This window comes from Serratia sp. TSO36, assembly GCF_057808395.1.
Genome location: NZ_JBJZOU010000013.1, coordinates 61,325 through 82,753, shown reverse-complemented (window position 1 = coordinate 82,753; position 21,429 = coordinate 61,325). Strand labels below are relative to the sequence as shown.

Below are 21,429 nucleotides of genomic sequence, written 5' to 3'. Positions count from 1 at the left end.
GCGCCGCCGTGCCATGATGTCTAATGCATTCCTGAACAACCAAAGATACCTTTGAGGTATGGCTATGATCGAACTGCGTCGCCTGCGGGCGTTCGTCACCGTGGTGGAAGAAGGCAACATCACCCGCGCCGCCGAACGGCTGTTTATCCAGCAGCCGCCGCTGACCCGCCTGCTGCAGGGGCTGGAAGATGAGCTGGGCGTAACTTTGTTGCAGCGCCTGCCGCGCGGCGTGCGCGTCACCGAAGCGGGGGGCGTGCTGTTCGAAGAGGCCCGCGCCCTGCTGGCGCGCGCCGAACGCCTGCGCGAAGCGGTGCAGCGCGCCGCTCGCGGCGAGCAAGGGCACATCGCCATCGGCTTCACCAGTTCCGCCGCGCTGCACCCGTTCGTGCCCAACCTGCTGCGCCGCTACCGCGACATCCTGCCGGGCATCACCACCCAGTTGGAAGAAGCCGGCAGCGGCGAACTGATGGAGGCGTTGCTGGAACAGCGCCTCGACGCCGCCTTCGTGCGCTCACCGGCCAGCGGCATTCCCGGCCTGAGCGTGGAGCCGGTGCTCAGCGAGCCGATGATCGTCGCCCTGCCGCTGGGCCACCGGCTGGCGCATGAGACGCAGCAACCGCTGCCGCTGGCCGAACTGGCCCACGAGGCGTTTATTCTCTATCGCCGCCCGGCCGGCCAGGGGCTGTACGACGCCATCCTGGCCGCCTGCCACCGCGCCGGCTTCAGCCCGCGCATCGTGCAGGAAGCGCCGCGCCTGCCGGCCACCCTCAGCCTGGTCGGCGCCGGACTGGGGCTGTCAGTGGTGCCCGGCTCGATGCGGCGGCTGGGCGGTGACGGCATCGTCTACCGCACCCTCGCCGAAGAGGCGCAGCTCAGCGCCCCGCTTTACCTGGCGCTGCGCCGCAGCCCGGCTTCGCCGATCGTCGAGCGCTTTCGCGAACTGGTTGCCGAAGCGGTTCAGGCCTCCGGCTGATCGGTGATGCGCGTCAGGTGGATCATCAAATACAGCAGCTCATCGTTCGACATCTCCATTTGCAGCAGATTCTTCACGTAATCGCGGATCAATAGCGCGCCGCGATAGGCGTGCGGGTACTCCGCGGTCATCTGGGCAAACAGAAAATCGGCCTTCGAGGCCATCTGCTTGCCGTCGATCATGCGCTGGATAAAGAACTGCATATGTACCAAAAAGCGCGCATAGTTCAGCGAATCGGTGTCGATATTGATGCGAAAGTGATACTTGATGATATTGAAAACATCTTTCAGCATCTTCACCGCCAGCAACGTGTGCTCCATGTTTTGCACTTCGGTCTGGCCGTTGACCAGATGGAAGGCGATATTGCCCGCTTCCTCTTCGGGCAGATGGATATTCAGCCGCTGGTTAATGTATGCCAGGGCCTGCAGCCCCACCGCAAACTCTCGCGGGTAGAAGCGTTTCACCTCGAACAGCAGGCGGTTTTGGATGGCAATGCCCTTATGATGACGCTCGATAGCGAAACTGATGTGATCCGCCAGCGTAAAGAAAATCTGTTCATTAATGTTGCCGTTCAGTTGGCGGTTGGCCTCACTGAGGATCATCTGCACAATTTCAATGTGTTCCGTCGGGGCAGTTTCAATCAGCCGCAGGTAATCGCGCCCCTTTTGCCCCTCCTGCACCACATACACTTTCTCAATGGCGGCCGGGTTGATCTCGTCTCCGGTTTTGCTGTTGAAGCCAATTCCCTTGCCCATGGCGATAACTTCACGGTTATCGTCGTCCGCGGTTAACACCAGACTGTTGTTGAGAACCTTAATGACTTTCATCGTCTCGGCCGTCACCTTGCTTATTTGCCTAACCGGCCATTGGCGGCGATAAGCTGCCGATACCAGTCAAAACTGCGTTTTTTGATGCGCCGCAGATCCTTAAGATCCCGTTCTCCGCGGTTCACGTAGATAAATCCATAGCGCTTGACGTAGCCCTGATGCGTACTGACGACGTCAATCGCCGCCCACGGGCAGTAACCGAGCAGCTCGACGCCGTCGTTGATCGCCAGCCGCATCTGTTCGACATGCTGTCGCATGAATTCAATGCGATAGTCGTCGTCGATGGTCTCATCCGCCCGCAATTCATCCGGCGCGCCAATGCCGTTCTCCGTGATGAGTATCGGCAGGTGATAGCGTTCGAAGGTTTTGCGCAGCGTTAAGCGCAAGCCAACCGGATCGATCACCCATCCGTAGCGCGTCTTGCCGACAAACGGGTTTTCCGCCGCACGATACACGCCCGGTTCGCCGAGCATGATTTGCTGATCGCCGGCGCGTGCGCTCACGTCTGAACCGTCGCCGCGGCTGGCGGCGATCGTGGCGGTGGAATAGTAATTAATCGCCACATAATCCGGCCGTGCCGCCAACAGCAGCGCCGCGTCCTCCGGCTCGCTGTCCGGCGCCCACCCCCGATCCTCGAGGTAACGCCAGGCCAGGGCGTTATAGCGGCCATGCACCGCCACATCGAGAAAACTCCAACAGCGCAGCGTCTCCCAGTTATGAGCGGCAATGGCATCCAGCGGATTGCAGGTCTCCTGATACATCGAGGTGGTATTGATCGCCGGGCCAATTTTCCCGCCGGGACAGCGCTGATGGCATAATGCCATGACTTTGGCCTGAGCGACCAACATATGATGACTCTGCTGATACAGCGTCCGCTTGTCAGGCAACCCGCCGCCTTTGGGGGTGCCGATGGCGCCTGGGTGCAGGATCATGGTGTTCTGTTCATTGATGGTGAGCCAATACTTCACTCGATCGCCGAAGGCATCGAACAGCACGCCGGCGTAGGCGACAAAAGCGTCGATGGTGGCGCGATTGGACCAGCCACCCTGCTGCTCCAGCACATAAGGCAGATCGAAATGGTACAGCGTCACCACCGGCTCGATGCCGTGCGCCAACAGTTCGTCGATCAATTGCCGGTAAAACGCCAGCCCCGGCGCATTGACTTCGCCGACGCCATCGGGCAATACGCGCGTCCACGCAACCGAAAACCGGTAGGCCTTTAATCCCAGTTCAGCGAACAGCTTCACATCCTCGCGAAAGCGATGATAGTGATCGCTGGCCACCGTAAAATCCGCCGTGCCTGCGGGATGTTCGAGCATATCGACGATCGACGGGCTTTTGCCGTCTTCATTCCATGCGCCCTCCACCTGATAGGCGGAAGTCGACGCGCCCCAGAGAAACTCGGCGGGAAAATCGTGCAAGCGTCGGTAAATCATGCCGGCTCCTTATTGGCCTTCAGCGCCATAATCGTCTCACCGGCATGAACGCCATGCGGCTTAGGTAACGCCTGAACCTGAAACGCTTCGCTGTTGACTACCAAGACCGGCGTCGTCAGATCGAAGCCCAGTGCGGCGATCGCGCCGATGTCAAAACGCACCAGCTCGTCGCCGACCTTGACGCGATCGCCCACCTGGAGTTCGGAGTCAAAGTGTTGGCCCCCCAGGTTTACCGTGTCGATACCGATATGCAGCAACAGCTCCGCACCGTTGTCGCCCTTGATGCCTACCGCATGTTTTGACGGCAGGAAAGTCACGATCTCGCCGTCCAGCGGCGCACGCAGCACGCCTTCCGAGGGTATGATCGCCATACCCTGGCCCAACAAGCCCTGGGAGAAGACGTCATCGTTGACCTGATCCAACGTCACGGCTTTGCCGGTCAGCGGGCTGAAAACCGGCGATACCTCGTCGGCCGCCGCCACCGGAGTCTCTTCGTTCGCCTCCTCGATCGGATCGTCGAAGCCAAGGATCCAGGTCAGGGCAAAGGTCACGACGATGGCAATGGCGCAAGTGATCAGCGCATGCACGATATTCATCGGGTTCTCACCGATAAACGCCGGCAAAGCGGCCAGGCCAGGAGAAACGAAGGCATAGCGCACCAATCCGCTCAACCCGGCGTAAATGCCGGCGCAGCCGCCGCCGATCATCGCCGCGATCAACGGTTTGCGCAGTTTCAGCGTCACCCCGTACAGCGAGGGTTCAGTGATCCCCAACAGCGCGGTAAAACCTGCGGAGGACGCCAACTGGCGCAAATTCGTGTTCTTGGTGCGGAATGCCACACACAGCGTCGCCGCGCCTTGCGCAATATTGGATGCCAACATGCCCGGCCCGTTAATCATCTCAAAACCGTTCCTGGTCAATTGGCCGGTGGCGATCGGTGTCATCGCCCAGGCGGTGCCGGTGATCACCAAAAACGGCTGCAGCCCACCCATCAACATCGGAATCAGCCAGCTGGCCTTGCCATCGACGATCGCCGCCCCGGCGGCCACCATGTCATTGAGGAAAATGCCGAACGGCCCGACCACCACCAACGCGAGCGGTGCGGTGACCAGCAGCACAATCATCGGTTTGGTGAAGAACTTGATCATCGTCGGCGAAACCTTCTCGGCAAACCGCTCGATATAGGACATCAGCCACACGGTAAAAATGATCGGCAACACCGAGCCGGCATAATCCGCCAGCCGCACCGGAATGCCGAGAAAATCAATCGCGGTGCCCGCCGCCAGCATCTGAGCCAGATTAGGGTGCAGCAAGGCGCCGGCGAGGGTCATCGCCAGGATAGGATTGCACTCGAATTTTATCGCGGCACCGTAAGCCAACAGCACCGGCAGGAAGAAAAAGGCCGCATCGGCAACGGTATCCAGCAATCGATAGGTCGTGCCGGCGGGATCTATCGCCCCAGCCAGCTTGAGGATCGCCAGCAGCGCCTTGATCATCCCCGCGCCGGTAATGGCTGGGATCACCGGGGTAAAGGTCGTGGAAATCACGCTGATAATCCGTGACACCACGCCACCTTTCGGCTGCTGCTTTTGAGCACCGGTTTGCGGCTGGCCAATCTCTTTTTGCAACACGCGGAACGTTTGCTGCACGTTATTGCCGACCACGATCTGAAACTGGCCACCGCGCACGACCACGCTGATAACGCCCGGCAGGGCTTCAATCGCCTTCGAATCCACTTTGCTGTCGTCGTTGAATTCCATGCGCAAACGGGTCGCGCAGTGCGTCAGCTTGCTGACGTTGCCTTTACCGCCGACCCGCGCCAGTATTTCTAAGCCAAGTTTTTGATAGTCCATCGTTTTCCCCGATAAAATGCAAAAAAAAAGACCAAAATGGAAATGCGCCTCGTCACAAGGAGAAGTGCATTCCTATTTTGGTCTTGCCTGCTTTAGCAGTAACACGCCGCAATAAAAATGGGTGTGCGATCTTTTCGACCGCGCTAAAAGTATCGCCATACTTGCGAATACTCGGCAATAGCCACGCGTCAGCGTTGTGAAAGGCGTCACGATTTAGCGTAAATGCACTGCAATGTCGCCACTGCACGCTTTTTGCGCACGCCTATAGCGCAATCGGAGAAAAACGCCCAAAAATAACGTGTTTCATTGACGCTTCATTTATTTAATCGCAGGGAAAATTTAATTCAGCCCAATGACTATATAGATTAACAATGAATAATCAAACCCGCTCTCACTTAGTAACAAACGCAAACAAATAAGCGCCTACACAATAAATTCCAGCCGCTAGGATTTAAGGGTCACAGCCTATTCCCGCCGATGACAAAAATCATTTTAATGGCGATCGCGCCTTCCCTGTTGCCTGCCTCTGCAGGCGCACGGTTTTATATTGGAGAAAATGCTATGCTATCGCGTCGTGATATATTGAAAGTCTCCGCCGTCAGCGCGGCCGCCGCCGGCATGATCGGCGGCATCGCTAAAAATGCCGCTGCCGACGACCATGGCAATATCGTGCCGCCCAGCAGCTATCAGCCGCCTGCTAATGCGCAGCATCTCTATAAGTACAAATTCACCGACAGCAAAAAACGCAGCCTGCCCAGCGGCTGGGCGCGCGAAGCCACCGTCGAGCAATTCCCAATCTCCGAAGGCGTGGCGGGCGTCGACATGACGCTGGAGCCGGGCGGCGTGCGCGAGCTGCACTGGCACGCCATCGCCGCCGAATGGGCGTTTATGCTGGAAGGCCATGCGCGCATCACCATCCTCGATCCCGAGGGCAAATGCGAAGTGGCGGATTTCGGCCCCGGCGACGTGTGGTATTTCCCGAAAGGCTACGGCCATTCCATTCAGGCGCTGGCGGACGGCGCGCATTTTATTCTGGCATTCGATAACGGCCACTTCTCCGAATTCGGCACCTTCAGCATCACCGATTGGGTGGCGCATATGCCGAAAGAGGTATTGGAAAAAAGCGTCGACATGCCGGCGGCGGTATTTTCCAAGGCCAAACAGGGTGAGGCCTATATTGTTGGCGGCGCCGTTCCGCCCGCCCTGCCATTGCCGAAAAACGACGGCGGATTAAATAACGCCCCGCTGACCCATCGCTATGAATTAATGAAGCAAAAGCCGTTCTTTGAAAATGACGCCGGCAGCGTCCATTTGGTGTCATCGAAAGAATTTCCCATTTCCACCACCATGACCGGCATCATCGAGATCGTGAAACCCGGCGCGATCCGGGAATTGCACTGGCACCCCAATGCCAACGAATGGCAATACTATATTGCCGGCAAAGGCCGCATGACGGTGTTCAGCTCACACGGCCACGCGCAGACGGAAGAGTACGCCCCTTCGGACGTCGGTTACGTGCCGCAGGGCTTCGGCCATTACATCGAGAACATCGGCGATGAGGATTTGAAGGTATTGATCGTGATGGACAACGGCATTTATCAGGATATTTCGTTGTCCGACTGGCTGGCGAAAACCCCGGCCTACCTGCTGGCGGACAACTTCAATAATCAGGTTGAGGACTGGCAGGATCGGCCGAAAGACAAGCGGGTGATGTCGCGGCGCAGCCGCTGACGCCACGGCGAGGGAGAAGCTCCCTCGCCGCTTTCTTTACTGCTTGCGCTGCTCCGCCACCTGTTTGGCGGTGACGTTGCCCTGTTTGTCGCCGAAATGGCCGACCACGAAGTTGGCAACCGCCGCTATTTCCTCGTCGGAATAGGCGCTGCCGAACGCCGGCATCATCTCATGCCGATCGCCAATGCTGATGCTCGTCCCCTTCAGGATGGCCTGCACCACGCTGCGCCCCTGCGGATCGTTCACCGCCGTGCTGCCCACCAGCGAGGCGTACTCGCTCTGGCGGCCCGGCCCGTTCCACTGGTGGCAGCCGCTGCAGTCGTTGGCGAACACCCGCCGCCCGAGCGACTGCTCTTGCCCGCCCGGCAGGATCGGGGTGGAAGCCCCCGCGCCCTTCGGCTGCAGATTCACCGCCGCGGCGGCGTCGCCGGCGATCGGTTCGATATCGCGCAGGTATTTCACCAGCGCCAGATTATCTTCCGGCGTCAGGAACTGCAGGCTGTTTTCCACCGCTTCCGCCATCGGGCCGGCGGCGCTGCTGCGCCCCGGCGCATGGCCGGTGGCCAGATATTGCGACAGCTGTTGGTCGCTCCAGCCGCCGATGCCGGTCTGTTTGTCCGGCGTGATGTTGGCGGCGAACCAGCCCTGCACCACTTCACCGCTCAGGTGCTTGCTCTGGTTGAGGCCGAACCCCAGATTGCGCGGCGTGTGGCACTCGCCGCAGTGGCCCAGCGCAGTTGCCAGATAGGCGCCGCGGTTCCACTGCTCGTCCTTGTTGAGATCCGGCGTAAAGCGTTGCTCATGGAAGAACGCCAGGTTCCAGAATTTCATGCCCCAACGCTGATTGAACGGGAACGACAGATCGTTTTGCGGGTTGGCCTGCTTCACCGGCGGCAGGCTGAACAGATAGGCTTTGATCGCCAGCACGTCGTCGCGGCTCAGCCCAGTGTAGGAGGTGTACGGCATCGCCGGATACAGGTTGCCCTGCGGGCCGATCCCCTCACGCACCGCGCGTACGAACTGATCGTCGCTCCAGTTGCCGATGCCAGTCTCCTTGTCGGCGGTGATGTTGGTGCCGTAAATGGTGCCGAACGGCAGTTTGAAGGCGAAGCCGCCCGCATACGGCGTGCCGCCCGGCGCGGTGTGGCACGCCACGCAGTCGGCGGCGCGCGCCAGGTACTCGCCGCGCGCCAGTTTATCGGTGATGCCGGCCGGCGCTCCGGCGATCGGCGCCGCAGGCTCCGCGCCGGTGGGCCGCAGCAGCGTGTACAGCGCATATCCTCCCGCCAACACCACCACGGCGATAATCAGCCATAACAGCCCTTTCAAGGCGTTGCTCATCGCATCTCTCCCTAACCCAACGCCTTGGCGGCCTGGTGGATGGCGGCGCGAATGCGCACATAGGTGGCGCAGCGGCAGACGTTGCCGCCCATCGCCGCGTCGATGTCCGCATCGCTCGGATTTTTACTTTGCGCCAGCAGCGCGCTGGCGCTCATGATCTGGCCGGACTGGCAGTAGCCGCACTGCACCACGTCCAGATCAAGCCAGGCCTCCTGCACCGCCTTGCCTTCCGGCGTGGCGCCCACGGCTTCGATAGTGGTGATTTTTTTGCCGACGGCGGCCGAAATCGGCGTCATGCACGACCGCACCGGCACGCCGTCCAGATGCACGGTGCAGGCGCCGCACATGGCGATGCCGCAGCCGAACTTGGTGCCGGTCAGGCCGGCTTCGTCACGCAAGAACCACAGCAGCGGCATGTGCGGATCGCCCTCGAAGGTCAGCGGCTGCTCGTTTACGGTTAATTGAATCATCAGGTTCTCTCCTTGTCAGACGCCGGGTTCGCGGTGGGATTATGCAGCGGCAGGCTCAGCGAGGTGCGCGGCCGCCCGAGCAGCGCCAGCGCATTGCCGACCGCCGGGGCGATGGTCGGCACCCCCAGCTCGCCCACGCCGGTCGGTTTCTCGCTCGAGGGCACGATGATCACTTCGATCTCCGGCATCTCATCGATGCGCAGCGGGCGGAAGTTATTGAAGTTGGACTGTTCGACCACGCCGTCTTTCAGCGTGATATTGCCGTACAGCGCCATGCTGAGGCCGTAGCCGATGCCGCCCTCGATCTGCGCGCGGATCACATCGGGGTTCACCGCCACGCCGCAGTCCACCGCGCACCACACCTTGTGCACTTTCGGGATGCCGCCTTCGCCGATCGACACCTCGGCCACCTGCGCCACATAGGTATCGAACGCCTTGGCGACGCCCACGCCGCGCGCGCGCCCGTCCACCACTTTCGCGCCCTGCCAGTCAGCGGCTTTCGCTACCGCCCGCAGCGCGCCCGCCGCGCGCGGCGCGTCGCCCATCAGCGCCAGCCGCCCTTCGACCGGATCCTGGCCGGTTTCCTGCAGCAGTTGATCGATAAAGCTCTCCACCGCGTGGCCGGTGTGGGTGCTGGCGACCGACCGCAGCGAGGTGGTCGGCACCTTGCCGGGCACGATGTGCGCATCGCAGCGGAAGGCTTCGAAGGTGTATGACACTTCGCTGGCGCCCTCGACCATCATCTGATCGAGTCCGTTGACCACCAGCGCATCCATCGCGCTGTGGCGCGTCCAGGAGTGGCCGACCACGGTATCGGTCCAGCCCACCACCTTGCCGCCGCGAATGGCGCCGCGCAGGCGGTGCAGGATCATCGGGCGATACCAGCCATTGCGGATGTCGTCCTCGCGCGTCCATACCACCTTCACGCCGTGGCCGGGGCCGATACCCTTGGCCGCCGCCGCCATGTCGGCCGCCAGATCCGGCCCCAGCGTCGGGTTGCCTAAATCGATGCGCCGGCCGAAGCTGCCGCCCGCCAGAATGGTTTCAATCTGCACCTTGTCCGGCGGCAACTCGAACAGATCGCACAGCTGCTTGTGATCGAGCGTTTGAATTTGGCAGCCGTAGCGCGCCTTGACGCTCTCGCCGTCCCAGAACAGATAGCCGTCCAGCGGCTCCATCGGCGCGTGGGCGACGTACGGGAAGGTGTATTCGGCCTCGATCACCTTGTCAGCCTTGTCGAACACCTCGTCCAGCTTGCCGTGGCTCTTCGCCACCACGCCGGTTTTCTGCGCCACCTGGCGGAATTCGGCGTAAATCTCCTCGGTGTTGCGCCGTTCGGCCTGCGCATCGTCCCACGTCACCTTCAGCCGCTCCCGCCCCTGGATCGCCGCCCAGGTGTTTTTGGCGTAAACCGCCACGCCGGTGGCGATTTGCTTCACCGCTACCACCCCCGGCACCGCCAGCGCCCGTTCGGCGTCGAAGGTCGCCACCTTGCCGCCGAAGCGCGGCGGCTTCTTGATGGTGACGGTCAGCATGTCCGGCTCATGGATATCCTGCGAGAACTGCGCGCTGCCGTTGGTTTTCGCCAGCGAATCGACGCGATGCAGGCCGCGCGTTTTGCCGATCAGGGTGAAATTGGCCGGATCCTTCAGCGTCAGGCTGGCGGGATCGGGCGGCGGCAGCGTGGCGGCCAGCGCGGCGAATTCGCCGAAGCCCGCTTCGCGTCCGCTGGCGGCATGGCGGATCTTGCCCGCCTGCACGGTGATTTCCTGCGCCGAGGTTTTCCAGCTCTGCGCGGCGGCCTGCACCAGCAGCGCGCGCGCCATGGCGCCCATGCGGCGCATTTGCTCATAGGCATTGGCCACCGAGCTCGAACCGCCGGTGCCCTGGAATCCGAAGGCCAGGTTTTTGTAGATATGGGTGTCCACCGGCGCGGCGACGACCCGCACCCGCGCCCAGTCGGCATCGAGCTCTTCGGCAACCAGCGTCGCCATGCCGGTATAGACCCCCTGGCCCACTTCGGTGTGTTTACTGATGACGGTGACGACGCCGTCGGCGCCGATCTGAACGAAGGCGTTGGCGTCAAACGCCGCCGCGCCGGAGGCGGCCTGGGCATTCGACCGCGCCAGCGCGCCGGTGGACGGCAGATAGGCGCCGATCACCAACGCCCCGGCGCCGACGATAAACCGCCGCCGCGAAAGCGGAACTTGGGATATGCTCATTGCTCATGACTCCAAAAAAGCCGAAGGCGTCACTGCCTTCGGCGAAACAAATCTTGTTATGGGAATGGGTTGTTGCGCCCGTCGGGTGACATAGCGCAACAGAGCAATAATTAGCGTAGCCTATTATCCAGCAGGCCTAATCTTGATAAGGGATTTTTTCGTTGAGCAATCGTGCGCTGCGGGCGGGTAGCCCGCACATCGTGCATCAATTCTGCGTCGTCGCCAGATACGAAAAGACGCTGAGCAGGCGGATTGGCGCCGCCATGTTGTCGCTGTCGAAGGCCACGGTGAGCGCGTCCTGGCGCTCCACGCCGGGCACCAGACTGAACAGATCCGCCAATACCGGTTTGGCCGCCATCAGCGTCAGCCGATAAGGCGGCATGAAGCGGCGCTCCACCGGCAGCTTCCCGCCCTGGCGCACCTGCTGCATTGCCCGTTCGCGGATCTCGGCGCGCGCCCGCTGCGGGCTGAGCGATTCGGCGGCGGTTTGCGAGATCGCACGCTTGACGCAGGCATAGCCGACGTGCGGGTAACGTTCCGCTACCCAGCGTTGCAGCTCGTCGTCGCCGCTCACCAGCCACAGCGGCACGTTCAACTCGGCCGCCGCCGCCGCGTACAGATCGCTTTCGCCCACCGCTTCGCCGTTCAGGCTGACGCGGTAAAAGGCCCGGCCGTTGATGGTATGCGCCAGCACGCCATGCTCGCCGGCGGCGCTGTGGTAGCCGATGAACATCAGGCCGTCGTAACGTTGGTGTTGCAGCCCTTCCACCATCGACAGCCCACGCGGTTTACCCTGCACCAGGCGCGCGCGCCCATCGAGGCGATCGGCGCGCAGATTCTGCATCATGGCGTGGCTGTCGGCCACCGTCACCGCGGTGGCCCCGCCGGCGAAAGCGCCGTCGATGGCCGCGTTGACCTCCTGCTCCATCAGCTCGCGCGCCGCCGCATAGTCGGCATGGGCCGGGTTGCATTGCTCCGGCCGCATTACGCCGGCGATACCTTCGATATCCGCAGAGATAAAGACTTTCACATCACGCTCCCGTTATTTAATTTTCCGCCAGCCGATCGAGCAGCGGGCCCAGCGCCATGCGATCGTGCCGCTGGAAACCGCTAACGCCCTCGGCGCTCAGCAACGCATCCAACACCGCGTATTCGGTGGCGTCCGCCGCCGCCGCAAACAGCGGCTCCAGCCGTTCGTCCGGCAGCGTCGCCCCCAGCAACCGGGTGGAAAACGCCAGCGCGATATCGCCGGAACCGTGCCCCCAATGGCTGCCCACTCGCCCCAGGCCCGCGCCCGCTCGGCGGGCGATGCGGTTAAGCTGGCGGCTGTCCAGCGCCCGATCGCAGGCGATGATGATAATGACCGAACCGGCGTCCACCTGCGGCGGCGGATCCGCCAGCAGCCTGCCCAGCGCCTGGCCAACGCGCACGCCGCTCAGCGTCAACGAGTCGAGGGTGCCGAAGTTGGCCAGCACCAGCACGCCGAGCGTGGTGCCAAGCCCCGGGCAATAGCGCGAGGCGGTGCCGATGCCGCCTTTCAGGCCGAAGCTGCTCATGCCGCGCCCGGCGCCGACGCTGCCGCGCGCAAAGCGGGTGGAATGGTTATCCAGCGCGCTGAAGACGTGCTCCTCACGCACCGCCATCGCCTGAATATCGTTGAGGTAGCCGTCGTTGCACTCCAGCACCAGCGGGTTGATGGTGGCGCTGCCGCGGCCGATCTGCGGGTAGCGCAGACAGCTGCGCCGCACCATGGCATTGAACAGCGTGCCGACGGCGAAAGTGTTGCTCAGCAGGATCGGCGTTTGCAGCACCCCCAGCTCGTTCAGCTGCACCAGCCCCAGCGGTTTGGCGAAGCCGTTGAGCACCGCGCTGCCGCACGGCAACGGCTGGTTGAACAGATCGCCCGGCGGCACGATGGCGGTAACGCCGGTCTGGCATTCGCCGTCGGCCAAGGTGTGATGCCCGACGCTGACGCCCGGCACGTCGCACAGGGTGTCGGTTGGGCCGGCCGGATAGCGTGCGCCCGGCAGGCGGCGATGGCGCCGCCAATAGCTCAGCAGATTGTCGAGGCTTTGTTGTTCAAACGCCTGGCTGTCCGTCATGGTTCCCTCATCCGCCTTAGCCCATCAGAAAACCAGAATATCGCGCAATGTAAGCGCCCAGTAAATTGAAAACCGGAGCGGGCAGAAAAAATAGCCTTGCCCCATCGCCGTTCGGACCAACTCGCCGGCATGTGGGGGACCATTTTGGCGGCCCGCAGGCCTGAGCTTATTGGGTTTTTAGGGGGCAAAACAGGGTTAACGGCCGGTGCCGCTGGTGATATCCCCCCTTATCCAAAATGTATGACCCGATCTGCCGACGCAATGGTCGTTTCACGGTGGGCAATGATCACCTTCGTGATATTGAGTCTCTTGATGGCCTGATTCACCACAGCTTCGCTCTCCTTATCCAGCGCACTGGTGGCCTCATCCAGGAACAAAATCGCCGGCTTCTTGTAAATCGCCCGGGCAATGAACAGGCGTTGCTTCTGCCCGCCGGACAATCCTTCCCCCAGCTCGCCGATCGGGGTTTCATACCCCATCGGCATACGCATGAGCACGTCGTGCAGATAGCTGGCGCGGGCACAGGCTTCCATCCAGGCGTCATCCACCTCGTCCGCGAACCCGCAGATATTTTCCCGGATCGAGCCGGAGAACAGCTTGTCGTCCTGCATCACACAGGCGATCATCTTGTGGTAGTTGTTGATGCCAAGCTGCCGGATATCGACGCCGTTCACCTCAACCCGCCCTGAGTCCGGGGGAAACAACCCGCACAGCACCTTCATCAGCGTGGTCTTGCCGGCGCCCGACGGGCCCACGATGGCCACGCTCTCGCCCGGCGCAACACTGATGTCCAAGGCATCAAAGACCGCCGGTGACTGGCTGTCGTAACGATAGCTCAGGGCATGGGTCGTCAATCCCAAAGGTTGCAGGCCCGCCGCGTAAGGAAGGTCCGGTTTACGGTTTTCTCGTGGGTGCAAGGCGATATCGGCAATACGTTCGTTGTGCAGGCTCATCATGCGCAGCTGCAGCAAAAAATCTGTCAGAGACCCGATACGGTCGGAAAACTGCCCGCGAAAGGCGCCGAACGCCACGAACATGCCGAGGGTCATCTGGTTATCGATCACCAGGCTGGCTCCCAGCCAAAGAATAACGACCTGATCGCAGGCGGCAATGAAGGTGTTGATCCCGCCAAACAGCATGTCCATGCGGGTGACCCGGATACCGGTATTGATGGTGTCGATTTCAAGGTTGAGCCAATGGGCAATGCGACGTTCCGCCATGCCCTGCATCTTGACGGTGGCGATACCGTACAGCGTCTCCATAAAATACGAGCCGGCGCGGGCCTCCCTGACCAGCGCTTCTTCGGACAGTTGGCGATAATAGCCGTAGGTCAGCAGCCGCATCAGCACGTAGAGCGCGGTGAACGCAATCACCACCCAGGTCAACCAGCCGCCATACAGCACCATCATCACCAGCACGCCGATCACCATGATGCCGTCCATGATGGCGCCGACAATGCTCGTGGTGAAGGTGCTGCGCAGCGTATCCAGCGAGCTGAAGCGCGACTGAATGTCACCCAGCTTGCGCCGTTCAAAGTAGCCCAGCGGCAGGCGCAACAGGTGGGTAAACAACCCGGATTGCCACTGCACGTTGATGAGCGTCGACATGACCAGCCCGGACCAGGCGCGCACCATGCCGACAGCTGCCCGCAGCAGGATGAACAGCATCAGACCAACGCAGATGAGCGTCAGTAACCCGCGATCGCCGGCGGGAATAGCGTGATCCATCACCAGCTGCGTGCCGATGGGCATCACCAGGTTGATGGTTTCGAACACCAGAGACAGGCAAAAGATTTTGCCGAGCGCCCCCTTAAGACCGTGTACGCTGCCAATCAGCGCGCGCAGGTGAATGCGGTGGCGGACGCTGTCGGCGGTGAAGGCGCTGCCGGGCCAGGCCTCAAGCGCCACGCCGGTAAAACTGCGCGACAGTTCCGTCAGGCTGACGGCCCGGCGCCCGCGCGCCGGATCATGCAGCACCGCGCGGTGCCCCTTGATACTGACCAGCACCACGAAATGGTTGAACTCCCAGTGCAAAATACAGGGGAGTTTCAGCGCGCTGAGCTCGTCAATATCAAGTGATAGAGGGCGAGTGGCCAGGCCCAGCTGTTCGGCTATACCGGTTAACCCGGTCAGCGTGGCGCCGCGGGTCGACAGGCTGAACTGCCGGCGCAGCGCGATCAGGTCGACGTTTTTACCATAGTAACCGCAGATCATCGCCAGGCAGGCCAGCCCGCATTCTGACGACTCGGTCTGGTGCACCATCGGAACCCGGTGGCGCAGCCGCAGATCCAGTTGGCTGATCCGCTGTTTGAACGTGGGCTTACTCATTGATCGGCCCCGTCGCGCTGTGTTTCATCTCGTAAAACGGTGACAACATCCACTGATAAATCTGCCTTTTTTCCAAAAACAGGGTGCTTTGCGCTTTCATGCCGTTTTCCAGGCTCAGACGTTTACCGTCATAGGCAATGACCTGTTTTTCCGGAATGACGATCGTCTTGTAGTACGGCACGGCGGCGGTCAGCGCCGCTTTGGGCGCCCCCTGGTAGGTCAGCATTTCCTGCGGTGAGGCCGGGGCTTTGGAGATGACGGATACCGTAGCGGCAAACTGGCCGAATTTCTCCGCCGGAAAGGCGTCATAACGCACATTGACTTTGTCACCGGCGGCGATGTAGGGGATGGCGTCGTTGGGCACCCATAGCACCAGGGCGTAGTGAGCGATATTGTGGGGGATCACTTGCAGCAGACTGTCACCGACGTTGACCATCTGGCCAACCGTGACGCTCAGCGAATCGATGCGGCCGTCGGCCAGCGCGCGAACGATGATCGCCCCGCCGGCATCAATGTTGAGCCGCTCCTTCTGCAGCTCGTGGCGCTGCAGCTCCATCTGGTAAATCTGGTTGTCGAAGTTGGCGGCCTGGATATGGATCTGGCTTTCCAGCGCGGTGATCTGCAGCGAATTCTGTTCGTTCTGGCCGGACAGACCCAGCAGGTTGTTCTGCTGCTGGTAATACAGCGCCACCTGGTTGGTGAGCTGATCCTTAGTGATCAATCCCTTGGTTTGATAGTGCCGGTAATTCTCCATATTTTCCTTCATGATGCGTATCCCTTCCTGGGCGCGTTTGAGGATGTCGGTTGAACGGGTGAACGCGGCGGTATACTGCGCCTTTTGTTTTTCCAGCATGGTAAGCGTGGCCTGCTTGCTGCTTTCCAGCCGGCTGATGATTTGCGCAATGCGCGCCAGCTGGCCGTCGATATCCCGCTGCTGGTTATCGCTGACGACACCGCTGCGGGTGCTTTTGCTGACGTCAATCTGGTAAATGGGCGCGCCGGCGGCGATCACCTGCCCTTCGGTGACGAATTGTTTGACCACCACCCCCTGGACGGCGGAATAGACGTTGGCGGCCCGGGGATAGGTGCTGATTTCGCCGGTCACGTTGACACGCCGGGTATAGGTGCCGGCGATGGCGAAGGTGAGAAAAGCAATGAGAAAAAACAGGCAGAGCCCTGCCGTGAGCCAAAAGGGAATACCGGGTAGCAGGATGGCCCGACCACGCCATTTCATTTTCTGATTATCGATCGCTTCCTGGCGAAACATGATCAGCGTCCCTTATTGAAAGCTAATATTCAAATTCACAGGCTATTGCATTGGTAATCAAACAAGCGGAACGTCAGTGAATCTGCATTACAAACCATCCCTTTTTATTTGCGCCACGTGGAATAGGCGCCATCAGGGGTATCTATAGTGTGTTGAAACAATGCAATTCCAAAATCAGGATTTTGCATATATTCCGCAATGCTGGAGGGCTCTATCAGACATCCAATATTAAAGGCCTTATAAGCCAACCCCAATAAAACCTCGACAATTAAACCCGGCCCCGTTAAGACCGAGGTAACGCAATAGTTCCTTGTTGTTAACTCGCTCCTCCATGGTAAGATCCTGGTCAGATAACACCTTGACCCATCATCAATATAACAGTCAAATATGCAATTGTTTCTTTCTAAAAAGCGGTATCTTTTTTTCATTACTCTAAGAATGATCCTTACCGCCTTGGATTTTTGGTGAGAGGATATGAAGTTATTAAAATAAACACCTTTAAATCTTCTGAGTGATCCTAGCGCCAATAAATTTTTATGAACGTATGTCTCACCCAATGGCAATATCATATCCAAAGAAAAATCAGTGAGATCCAGTTCGATAAGCCTTTTGATTTCTTCAAATCCAACAGCATCTAACCCTAACTCATTTTCATCGCAGCCGATCACGGCTTCAGGCAGCACCCCTTCTGAATTTATCTTTTTTAAAAAACATACGGTTTTAAGCAATAGAAACGAGTCACTCTCGACAATGCCCTCTTTTCTTATATATTCATTTAATTTATGATATATATTGTCAATGTATGGGAGCGTATCAACATCTATATAAGTGCCGCCATACTGATAGATAATTAAAAGCCTGACAATGTCACTTGCACTGGCAATGTTATGCCTTAGTATAATCTCATAGTAATAATACCTCATAAAATCATCGGAATCGGTGCAAAAAAGCTCCGTTATAGACTTTTTTATAAAACCTCTGTTGCCAAACCATGCGTCTTCAATCGCTTTTGGCGGTCTCTGATAAGGGATTTCATGCTTGGTTAAGAATTCAATAACGAGCTCATCAAAAGAAAAACCTGTCTTTATTTTTGGATATATATATTTGAAGGCATGGTTTTTCATTTTTAATTCAGCCTTAACTTTATTTTTACTTTTTTTGACGCTGACGAAATCGCGTATGGCATTGTTTAGCAAATGGCACAGTGAAGAGTCTTGGTCATACCAAAAGAATATCTGCTTATCTTTATTTGTTTTTTTCCATATGTCGATATAATGCGTATTTAGTTCATTTAAGTCACCAATCCATACAAAATGCAGGATATTTGGAACGGATGACCTTTCTATCTTTGATAAATCAATACCCAATGCCTGATGGCTCATTTAAATCACCACGAAAACTATAATATGGAAAACTTGAATGATTCAATGCTGGATTATGGCTTAGCTAAAAAAATAAACGATCGCCATCACAATAACACAAATAGAACAGAGCAATAAATCACCGGAAAAATTTTTCAATGAATCCAAATAATCATTGCTGTTCTTATTTAATTTGTTAATGGCATCGCTTTCGTTATCAGCCTCTACTTCGACATGATGCTTTCTGAAGCCTTTCCGCTTCATATCCTTAATAATTTCGCGTGTAACCACGTCCTTTCTTAGCACTTTTGATTCATCACTCTTTATAAAAACAACATATCTATTCATCATATACCCCATAAAAGCACAGAATTTTACTTCTGTGCTGGGATTGCATCTGTTAATTAGCGTTTGGTTCCGAATTCTCTGGCCTCTCTCGGTCCAGTGCCATTGCCGCCGTAACCATTTCCTGCAGCCATTGAATTACCATTCCCCCAGAAACCGCTAGCGCCGGAACCGCTGCCATACGGGCTATTTTTTGACAGGAATGACTGAAGCCCGCGGTCACCGCCGTTATTTCCGCCACGACTTGAAGAACCGGAGCCTCCGTTATCAGACGATCTTTTTCCACTCCCATCTCGATCCTGCCATCCACCCGACACCGCATCGAGTTGGCTGCTTAAAATTTCCTTCATCAATATTCTCCTATGGATTCACTGGGGTTACCCTGTTTAAAACGGGTTGCAGTTGCAAAAGTAAAATACACTAATAATAATCCATAATTACTCTGTATTTCATAAACAAACCAATAAGCAAAGTGTATTTTAAATATCGAGAACCATCATATTAGAATAAAACCCAGAATAATATACCGAACCTGATTACACGTAGATGCTATCGATTCAATTAATTGAACGCCAAATAATCTCAACGCCCAAGATGAATAACCCAATAAAGAAAAGGCGACGAAAAATCAGCGGGCTGCTGTGACGACGCGCGATCCCGCCCAGCCACATGCCGGCCAACGCCGGCAGCAGCGCCAACAGCGAAACGCCGAGCAGCGTCCCGGGCAGCGCCTGATGCCAGGCTAATCCGGCGGCCAGCGCCAGCGTCGAGACGGTGAACGACAGCCCCAGCGCCTGCACCAGATCGTCACGCGCCAGGCCCAATGCGTTCAGATAGGGCACCGCCGGTATGACGAACACGCCGGTGGCGCCGGTCAGCACGCCGGTCAACAGGCCGCACAGCGGCCCCAGCCAAGGCTCCGCCGCAGCGGAAACGCGCCAGTCGAAACGGGTAAAACCCAACAGCGCATAGCCGGTCAGGCAAATGCCCAGCGCCAGCGGCGCCAGGCGGCCGTCGATGGCGGTGAGCGTGCCGGCGCTCAGCAACGTGCCCAGCGTGACGCACAGCATCATCGGCCAGAGCCGACGGCACAGCGCCCCCAACCGCGGCCCGCACAGCAGTTGCCACAGGTTGGTGATCAATGAGGGCAACAGCAGCAGCGCGGCGGCCTGCCCCGGCGGCATCATCAGGCTGAGCAGCCCCATCGACACCGTCGGTAATCCCAAACCGATCGCCCCTTTGACCGTGCCGGCCAGCGTAAAAATGCCCGTAAGGGCGACAATTTCGAGTAACGTCAGCGACATGCGTCTATCCTTATGGCGAATCAACGGCCCGATTGTGGCCGGCGCCGCGCCGCGGCACAATGCGGCAATGGCAGAGCCTGCCTGCGGCAAAGACAGAGGAAGAACGCATGCATTTTGACTTTATCGATCTGCGGCTGTTGGCGGCGGTGCTCGAAACCGGCAGCATCACCGCCGGCGCCGAGCGCGTCGGGCTGTCGCTGGCCGCCGCCAGCGCACGCATGCGCGGGCTGGAGCAACAGGCCGGCGTGGCGCTGCTGACGCGCAATCCGCGCGGCGTCCAGGCGACGCCCGCCGGTGAACGCCTGTTGCAACACGCGCGCGTGCTGCTGCAGCAGCGCGACCGGCTGCGCGGCGACATGGCCGAGTTCGCACCGGGCCAGCGCAGCCAGCTGCGCATCGTCGCCAATACCGTCGCCGCCGACGCTTTTCTGCCGGAACTGCTGGCGGATTTTCTGGTGCTGCACCCGTACACCGACATCGCGCTGGAGGAGCTGCCCAGCCCGGCCATCGCGCAGGCGATCGCCGAATGGGCGGCGGATATCGGCATCGTGGCGGATCATGCCGATCTGCGCGGGCTGGCAAGCTACCCCTTCCGGCAGGATCGTCTGGTGCTGGCGCTGCCGCCGGGGCATGCGCTCAGCGGCCGCCGCCAGCTCAGCTTTGCGGACGCCCTGCCTTTCGACTTTATCGGCCTGCCGGAACAGAGCGCGCTGCAACAGCATTTGGAGCAGCTGGCGATACGCAGCGGCGGCCCGATGCGGCTGCGGGCGCGCGCCGCCAATTTCGACGCCATCTGCCGCATGGTGCTGCGCGGCGCCGGGCTGGCGGTGGTGCCAGAAGAGAGCGCCCGGCGGCTGCCCGAGATCCTGCGCAACGCCCTGCCGCTGACGGACGACTGGGCGATCCGGCGTCTGTCGATCGTGGTGCGCGAACGGGCGCAGCTGCCATTGCCGGCGCAGCGGCTGGTGGCATTTCTGCGCCAGGAGGAGGACGGTATTACAGGTGCTCGTTGAACCAGGCGATCTGACGGCCGATGATGCCGGCAAAATGCGGGCCGGCATACATGTCGTAGTGCTTCGCATTCTGCTCGACGTGCAGCGCCTTTTTCGCGCTGCCTACCGCCTCATACAGCGCGATGCCCTGCTCCGGCGGGTTGACGGTATCGTCGCCCGCCACCACCACCAGCACCGGGCATGTGACGCGCGCCGCATTGTCGCGCGGCTGATAGCGCAGCGTTTCGCGCACGGTCAGGAACGGGATCTTGATGTCCATCGCCGGGTAGCGCGCCTTGTTCTCCTCGAAGAACGCTTTCGACTCGTCATCGCTCAACACCCGGGTGACGGCGACAAACATCTCTTTGCCGGTGGCCTGTTTCTTCTCCGCCATTTTGTCCAGCGTGGCGATGAACGCCTGTTTTTCGTCGGCGGCCATTTTCCCCGTCACGATGGTTTCCCCGTCGGCGAAAGCCAGCTGGCTAACGATGCACTTGATGGCCGGATCGGCCGCGGCAGCGCCGAACACGTGGCAACCGCCAAACGATGTGCCCCACAGGCCGATGCGCTCACTGTCGATCTGCGGCTGCGTTTGCACCCAACGGCTCACCGCCAGAATGTCCTCAATCTGCAGCGCCGGCACCAGCCGCCCGCGTTCACCCTCGCTGGCGCCGAAGCCGCGATAGTCAAACGTCACCGCCGCAAAACCGGCGTTGACGAAGGCCTCGGCAAAGGCCGGCAGCAACAGCTCCTGAATGCCGCAGAAGCCGTGACACAGAATAATCGCCGGAACCTTGGCCTGATTATCAGGTAAACGAACTGTTACGGCCAGGCCGCTTTCCATTTTATGCGTGGTTAATGCCATGTTAACTTCCTGT

General features: G+C 59.4%; 18 protein-coding genes. 3 read left to right on the top strand and 15 right to left on the bottom strand.

What is annotated here, in order from left to right; genetic code table 11:
• The first annotated feature begins 58 nt into the window (after positions 1-58).
• Positions 59-973 (top strand): LysR family transcriptional regulator, encoded by a 915-nt coding sequence (locus tag ACK3CV_RS12325; RefSeq protein ID WP_043147444.1) that lies wholly within the window; start codon positions 59-61, stop codon positions 971-973.
• On the opposite strand, the gene licT is transcribed toward ACK3CV_RS12325, so the two are convergent.
• The 3 genes from licT to ACK3CV_RS12310 are packed head-to-tail and all read right to left on the bottom strand — an operon-like array spanning position 958 to position 5,089.
• Complete coding sequence (gene licT, locus ACK3CV_RS12320) at positions 958-1,800, bottom strand: BglG family transcription antiterminator LicT (RefSeq protein WP_033634478.1); 843 nt, start codon at positions 1,798-1,800, stop codon at positions 958-960. The two genes, ACK3CV_RS12325 and licT, sit on opposite strands and share 16 nt — an antisense overlap.
• A gap of 20 nt (positions 1,801-1,820) precedes the next feature.
• Positions 1,821-3,236, bottom strand: a complete 1,416-nt coding sequence (locus ACK3CV_RS12315; RefSeq protein ID WP_164141092.1) for a glycoside hydrolase family 1 protein — start codon at positions 3,234-3,236, stop codon at positions 1,821-1,823.
• A complete protein-coding gene (locus ACK3CV_RS12310) occupies positions 3,233-5,089 on the bottom strand; it encodes a beta-glucoside-specific PTS transporter subunit IIABC (RefSeq protein ID WP_164141094.1) in 1,857 nt (618 codons plus the stop codon). Before ACK3CV_RS12310 ends, ACK3CV_RS12315 begins: the two co-directional genes overlap by 4 nt.
• 561 nt (positions 5,090-5,650) lie before the next feature.
• Here ACK3CV_RS12310 and ACK3CV_RS12305 point away from each other — a divergent pair.
• On the top strand, positions 5,651-6,820 hold the full coding sequence (locus ACK3CV_RS12305) for a cupin domain-containing protein (protein ID WP_164141096.1): 1,170 nt from the start codon (positions 5,651-5,653) through the stop codon (positions 6,818-6,820).
• Between the two features lie 36 nt (positions 6,821-6,856).
• On the opposite strand, the gene ACK3CV_RS12300 is transcribed toward ACK3CV_RS12305, so the two are convergent.
• The 11 genes from ACK3CV_RS12300 to ACK3CV_RS12250 form a co-directional block, all read right to left on the bottom strand.
• Entirely contained in the window at positions 6,857-8,161 is a 1,305-nt protein-coding gene (locus tag ACK3CV_RS12300; RefSeq protein WP_164141098.1) for a cytochrome c, read from the bottom strand.
• Positions 8,162-8,172: 11 nt separating this feature from the next.
• The gene (locus ACK3CV_RS12295) at positions 8,173-8,631 is read right to left on the bottom strand and encodes a (2Fe-2S)-binding protein (protein WP_033648257.1); all 459 of its coding nucleotides are present in this window, start codon (positions 8,629-8,631) and stop codon (positions 8,173-8,175) included.
• On the bottom strand, positions 8,631-10,853 hold the full coding sequence (locus tag ACK3CV_RS12290; protein ID WP_164141100.1) for a xanthine dehydrogenase family protein molybdopterin-binding subunit: 2,223 nt from the start codon (positions 10,851-10,853) through the stop codon (positions 8,631-8,633). The genes ACK3CV_RS12295 and ACK3CV_RS12290 overlap by 1 nt, the downstream gene beginning before the upstream one ends.
• 205 nt (positions 10,854-11,058) lie before the next feature.
• Positions 11,059-11,883 (bottom strand): M55 family metallopeptidase, encoded by an 825-nt coding sequence (locus ACK3CV_RS12285; RefSeq protein WP_033648255.1) that lies wholly within the window; start codon positions 11,881-11,883, stop codon positions 11,059-11,061.
• Between the two features lie 16 nt (positions 11,884-11,899).
• A complete protein-coding gene (locus ACK3CV_RS12280) occupies positions 11,900-12,955 on the bottom strand; it encodes a P1 family peptidase (RefSeq protein ID WP_033648254.1) in 1,056 nt (351 codons plus the stop codon).
• 227 nt (positions 12,956-13,182) lie between these two features.
• Complete coding sequence (locus ACK3CV_RS12275) at positions 13,183-15,282, bottom strand: peptidase domain-containing ABC transporter (RefSeq protein WP_164141101.1); 2,100 nt, start codon at positions 15,280-15,282, stop codon at positions 13,183-13,185.
• Positions 15,275-16,549: an HlyD family secretion protein gene (locus ACK3CV_RS12270; RefSeq protein WP_164141103.1), complete on the bottom strand. Its 1,275-nt coding sequence runs from the start codon at positions 16,547-16,549 to the stop codon at positions 15,275-15,277. Before ACK3CV_RS12270 ends, ACK3CV_RS12275 begins: the two co-directional genes overlap by 8 nt.
• 104 nt (positions 16,550-16,653) lie before the next feature.
• Positions 16,654-17,931 carry a TcdA/TcdB catalytic glycosyltransferase domain-containing protein gene (locus ACK3CV_RS12265; RefSeq protein WP_164141105.1) on the bottom strand — a complete coding sequence of 426 codons (1,278 nt, stop codon included), beginning with the start codon at positions 17,929-17,931 and terminating at the stop codon, positions 16,654-16,656.
• A gap of 60 nt (positions 17,932-17,991) precedes the next feature.
• Positions 17,992-18,258: a hypothetical protein gene (locus tag ACK3CV_RS12260; RefSeq protein ID WP_033638479.1), complete on the bottom strand. Its 267-nt coding sequence runs from the start codon at positions 18,256-18,258 to the stop codon at positions 17,992-17,994.
• Between the two features lie 56 nt (positions 18,259-18,314).
• Positions 18,315-18,605: a hypothetical protein gene (locus ACK3CV_RS12255; protein ID WP_164038398.1), complete on the bottom strand. Its 291-nt coding sequence runs from the start codon at positions 18,603-18,605 to the stop codon at positions 18,315-18,317.
• Between the two features lie 207 nt (positions 18,606-18,812).
• Entirely contained in the window at positions 18,813-19,559 is a 747-nt protein-coding gene (locus ACK3CV_RS12250; protein WP_033634457.1) for a sulfite exporter TauE/SafE family protein, read from the bottom strand.
• 107 nt (positions 19,560-19,666) lie between these two features.
• Between ACK3CV_RS12250 and ACK3CV_RS12245 the strand changes: the two genes are divergently transcribed.
• Positions 19,667-20,572, top strand: coding sequence for a LysR family transcriptional regulator (locus ACK3CV_RS12245; RefSeq protein WP_033634456.1), 906 nt, complete (start codon positions 19,667-19,669; stop codon positions 20,570-20,572).
• Here ACK3CV_RS12245 and uilS read toward each other — a convergent pair.
• Positions 20,556-21,416 (bottom strand): UilS family quorum-quenching N-acyl-homoserine lactonase, encoded by an 861-nt coding sequence (gene uilS / locus ACK3CV_RS12240; RefSeq protein ID WP_164038392.1) that lies wholly within the window; start codon positions 21,414-21,416, stop codon positions 20,556-20,558. The two genes, ACK3CV_RS12245 and uilS, sit on opposite strands and share 17 nt — an antisense overlap.
• Positions 21,417-21,429: the final 13 nt, after the last annotated feature.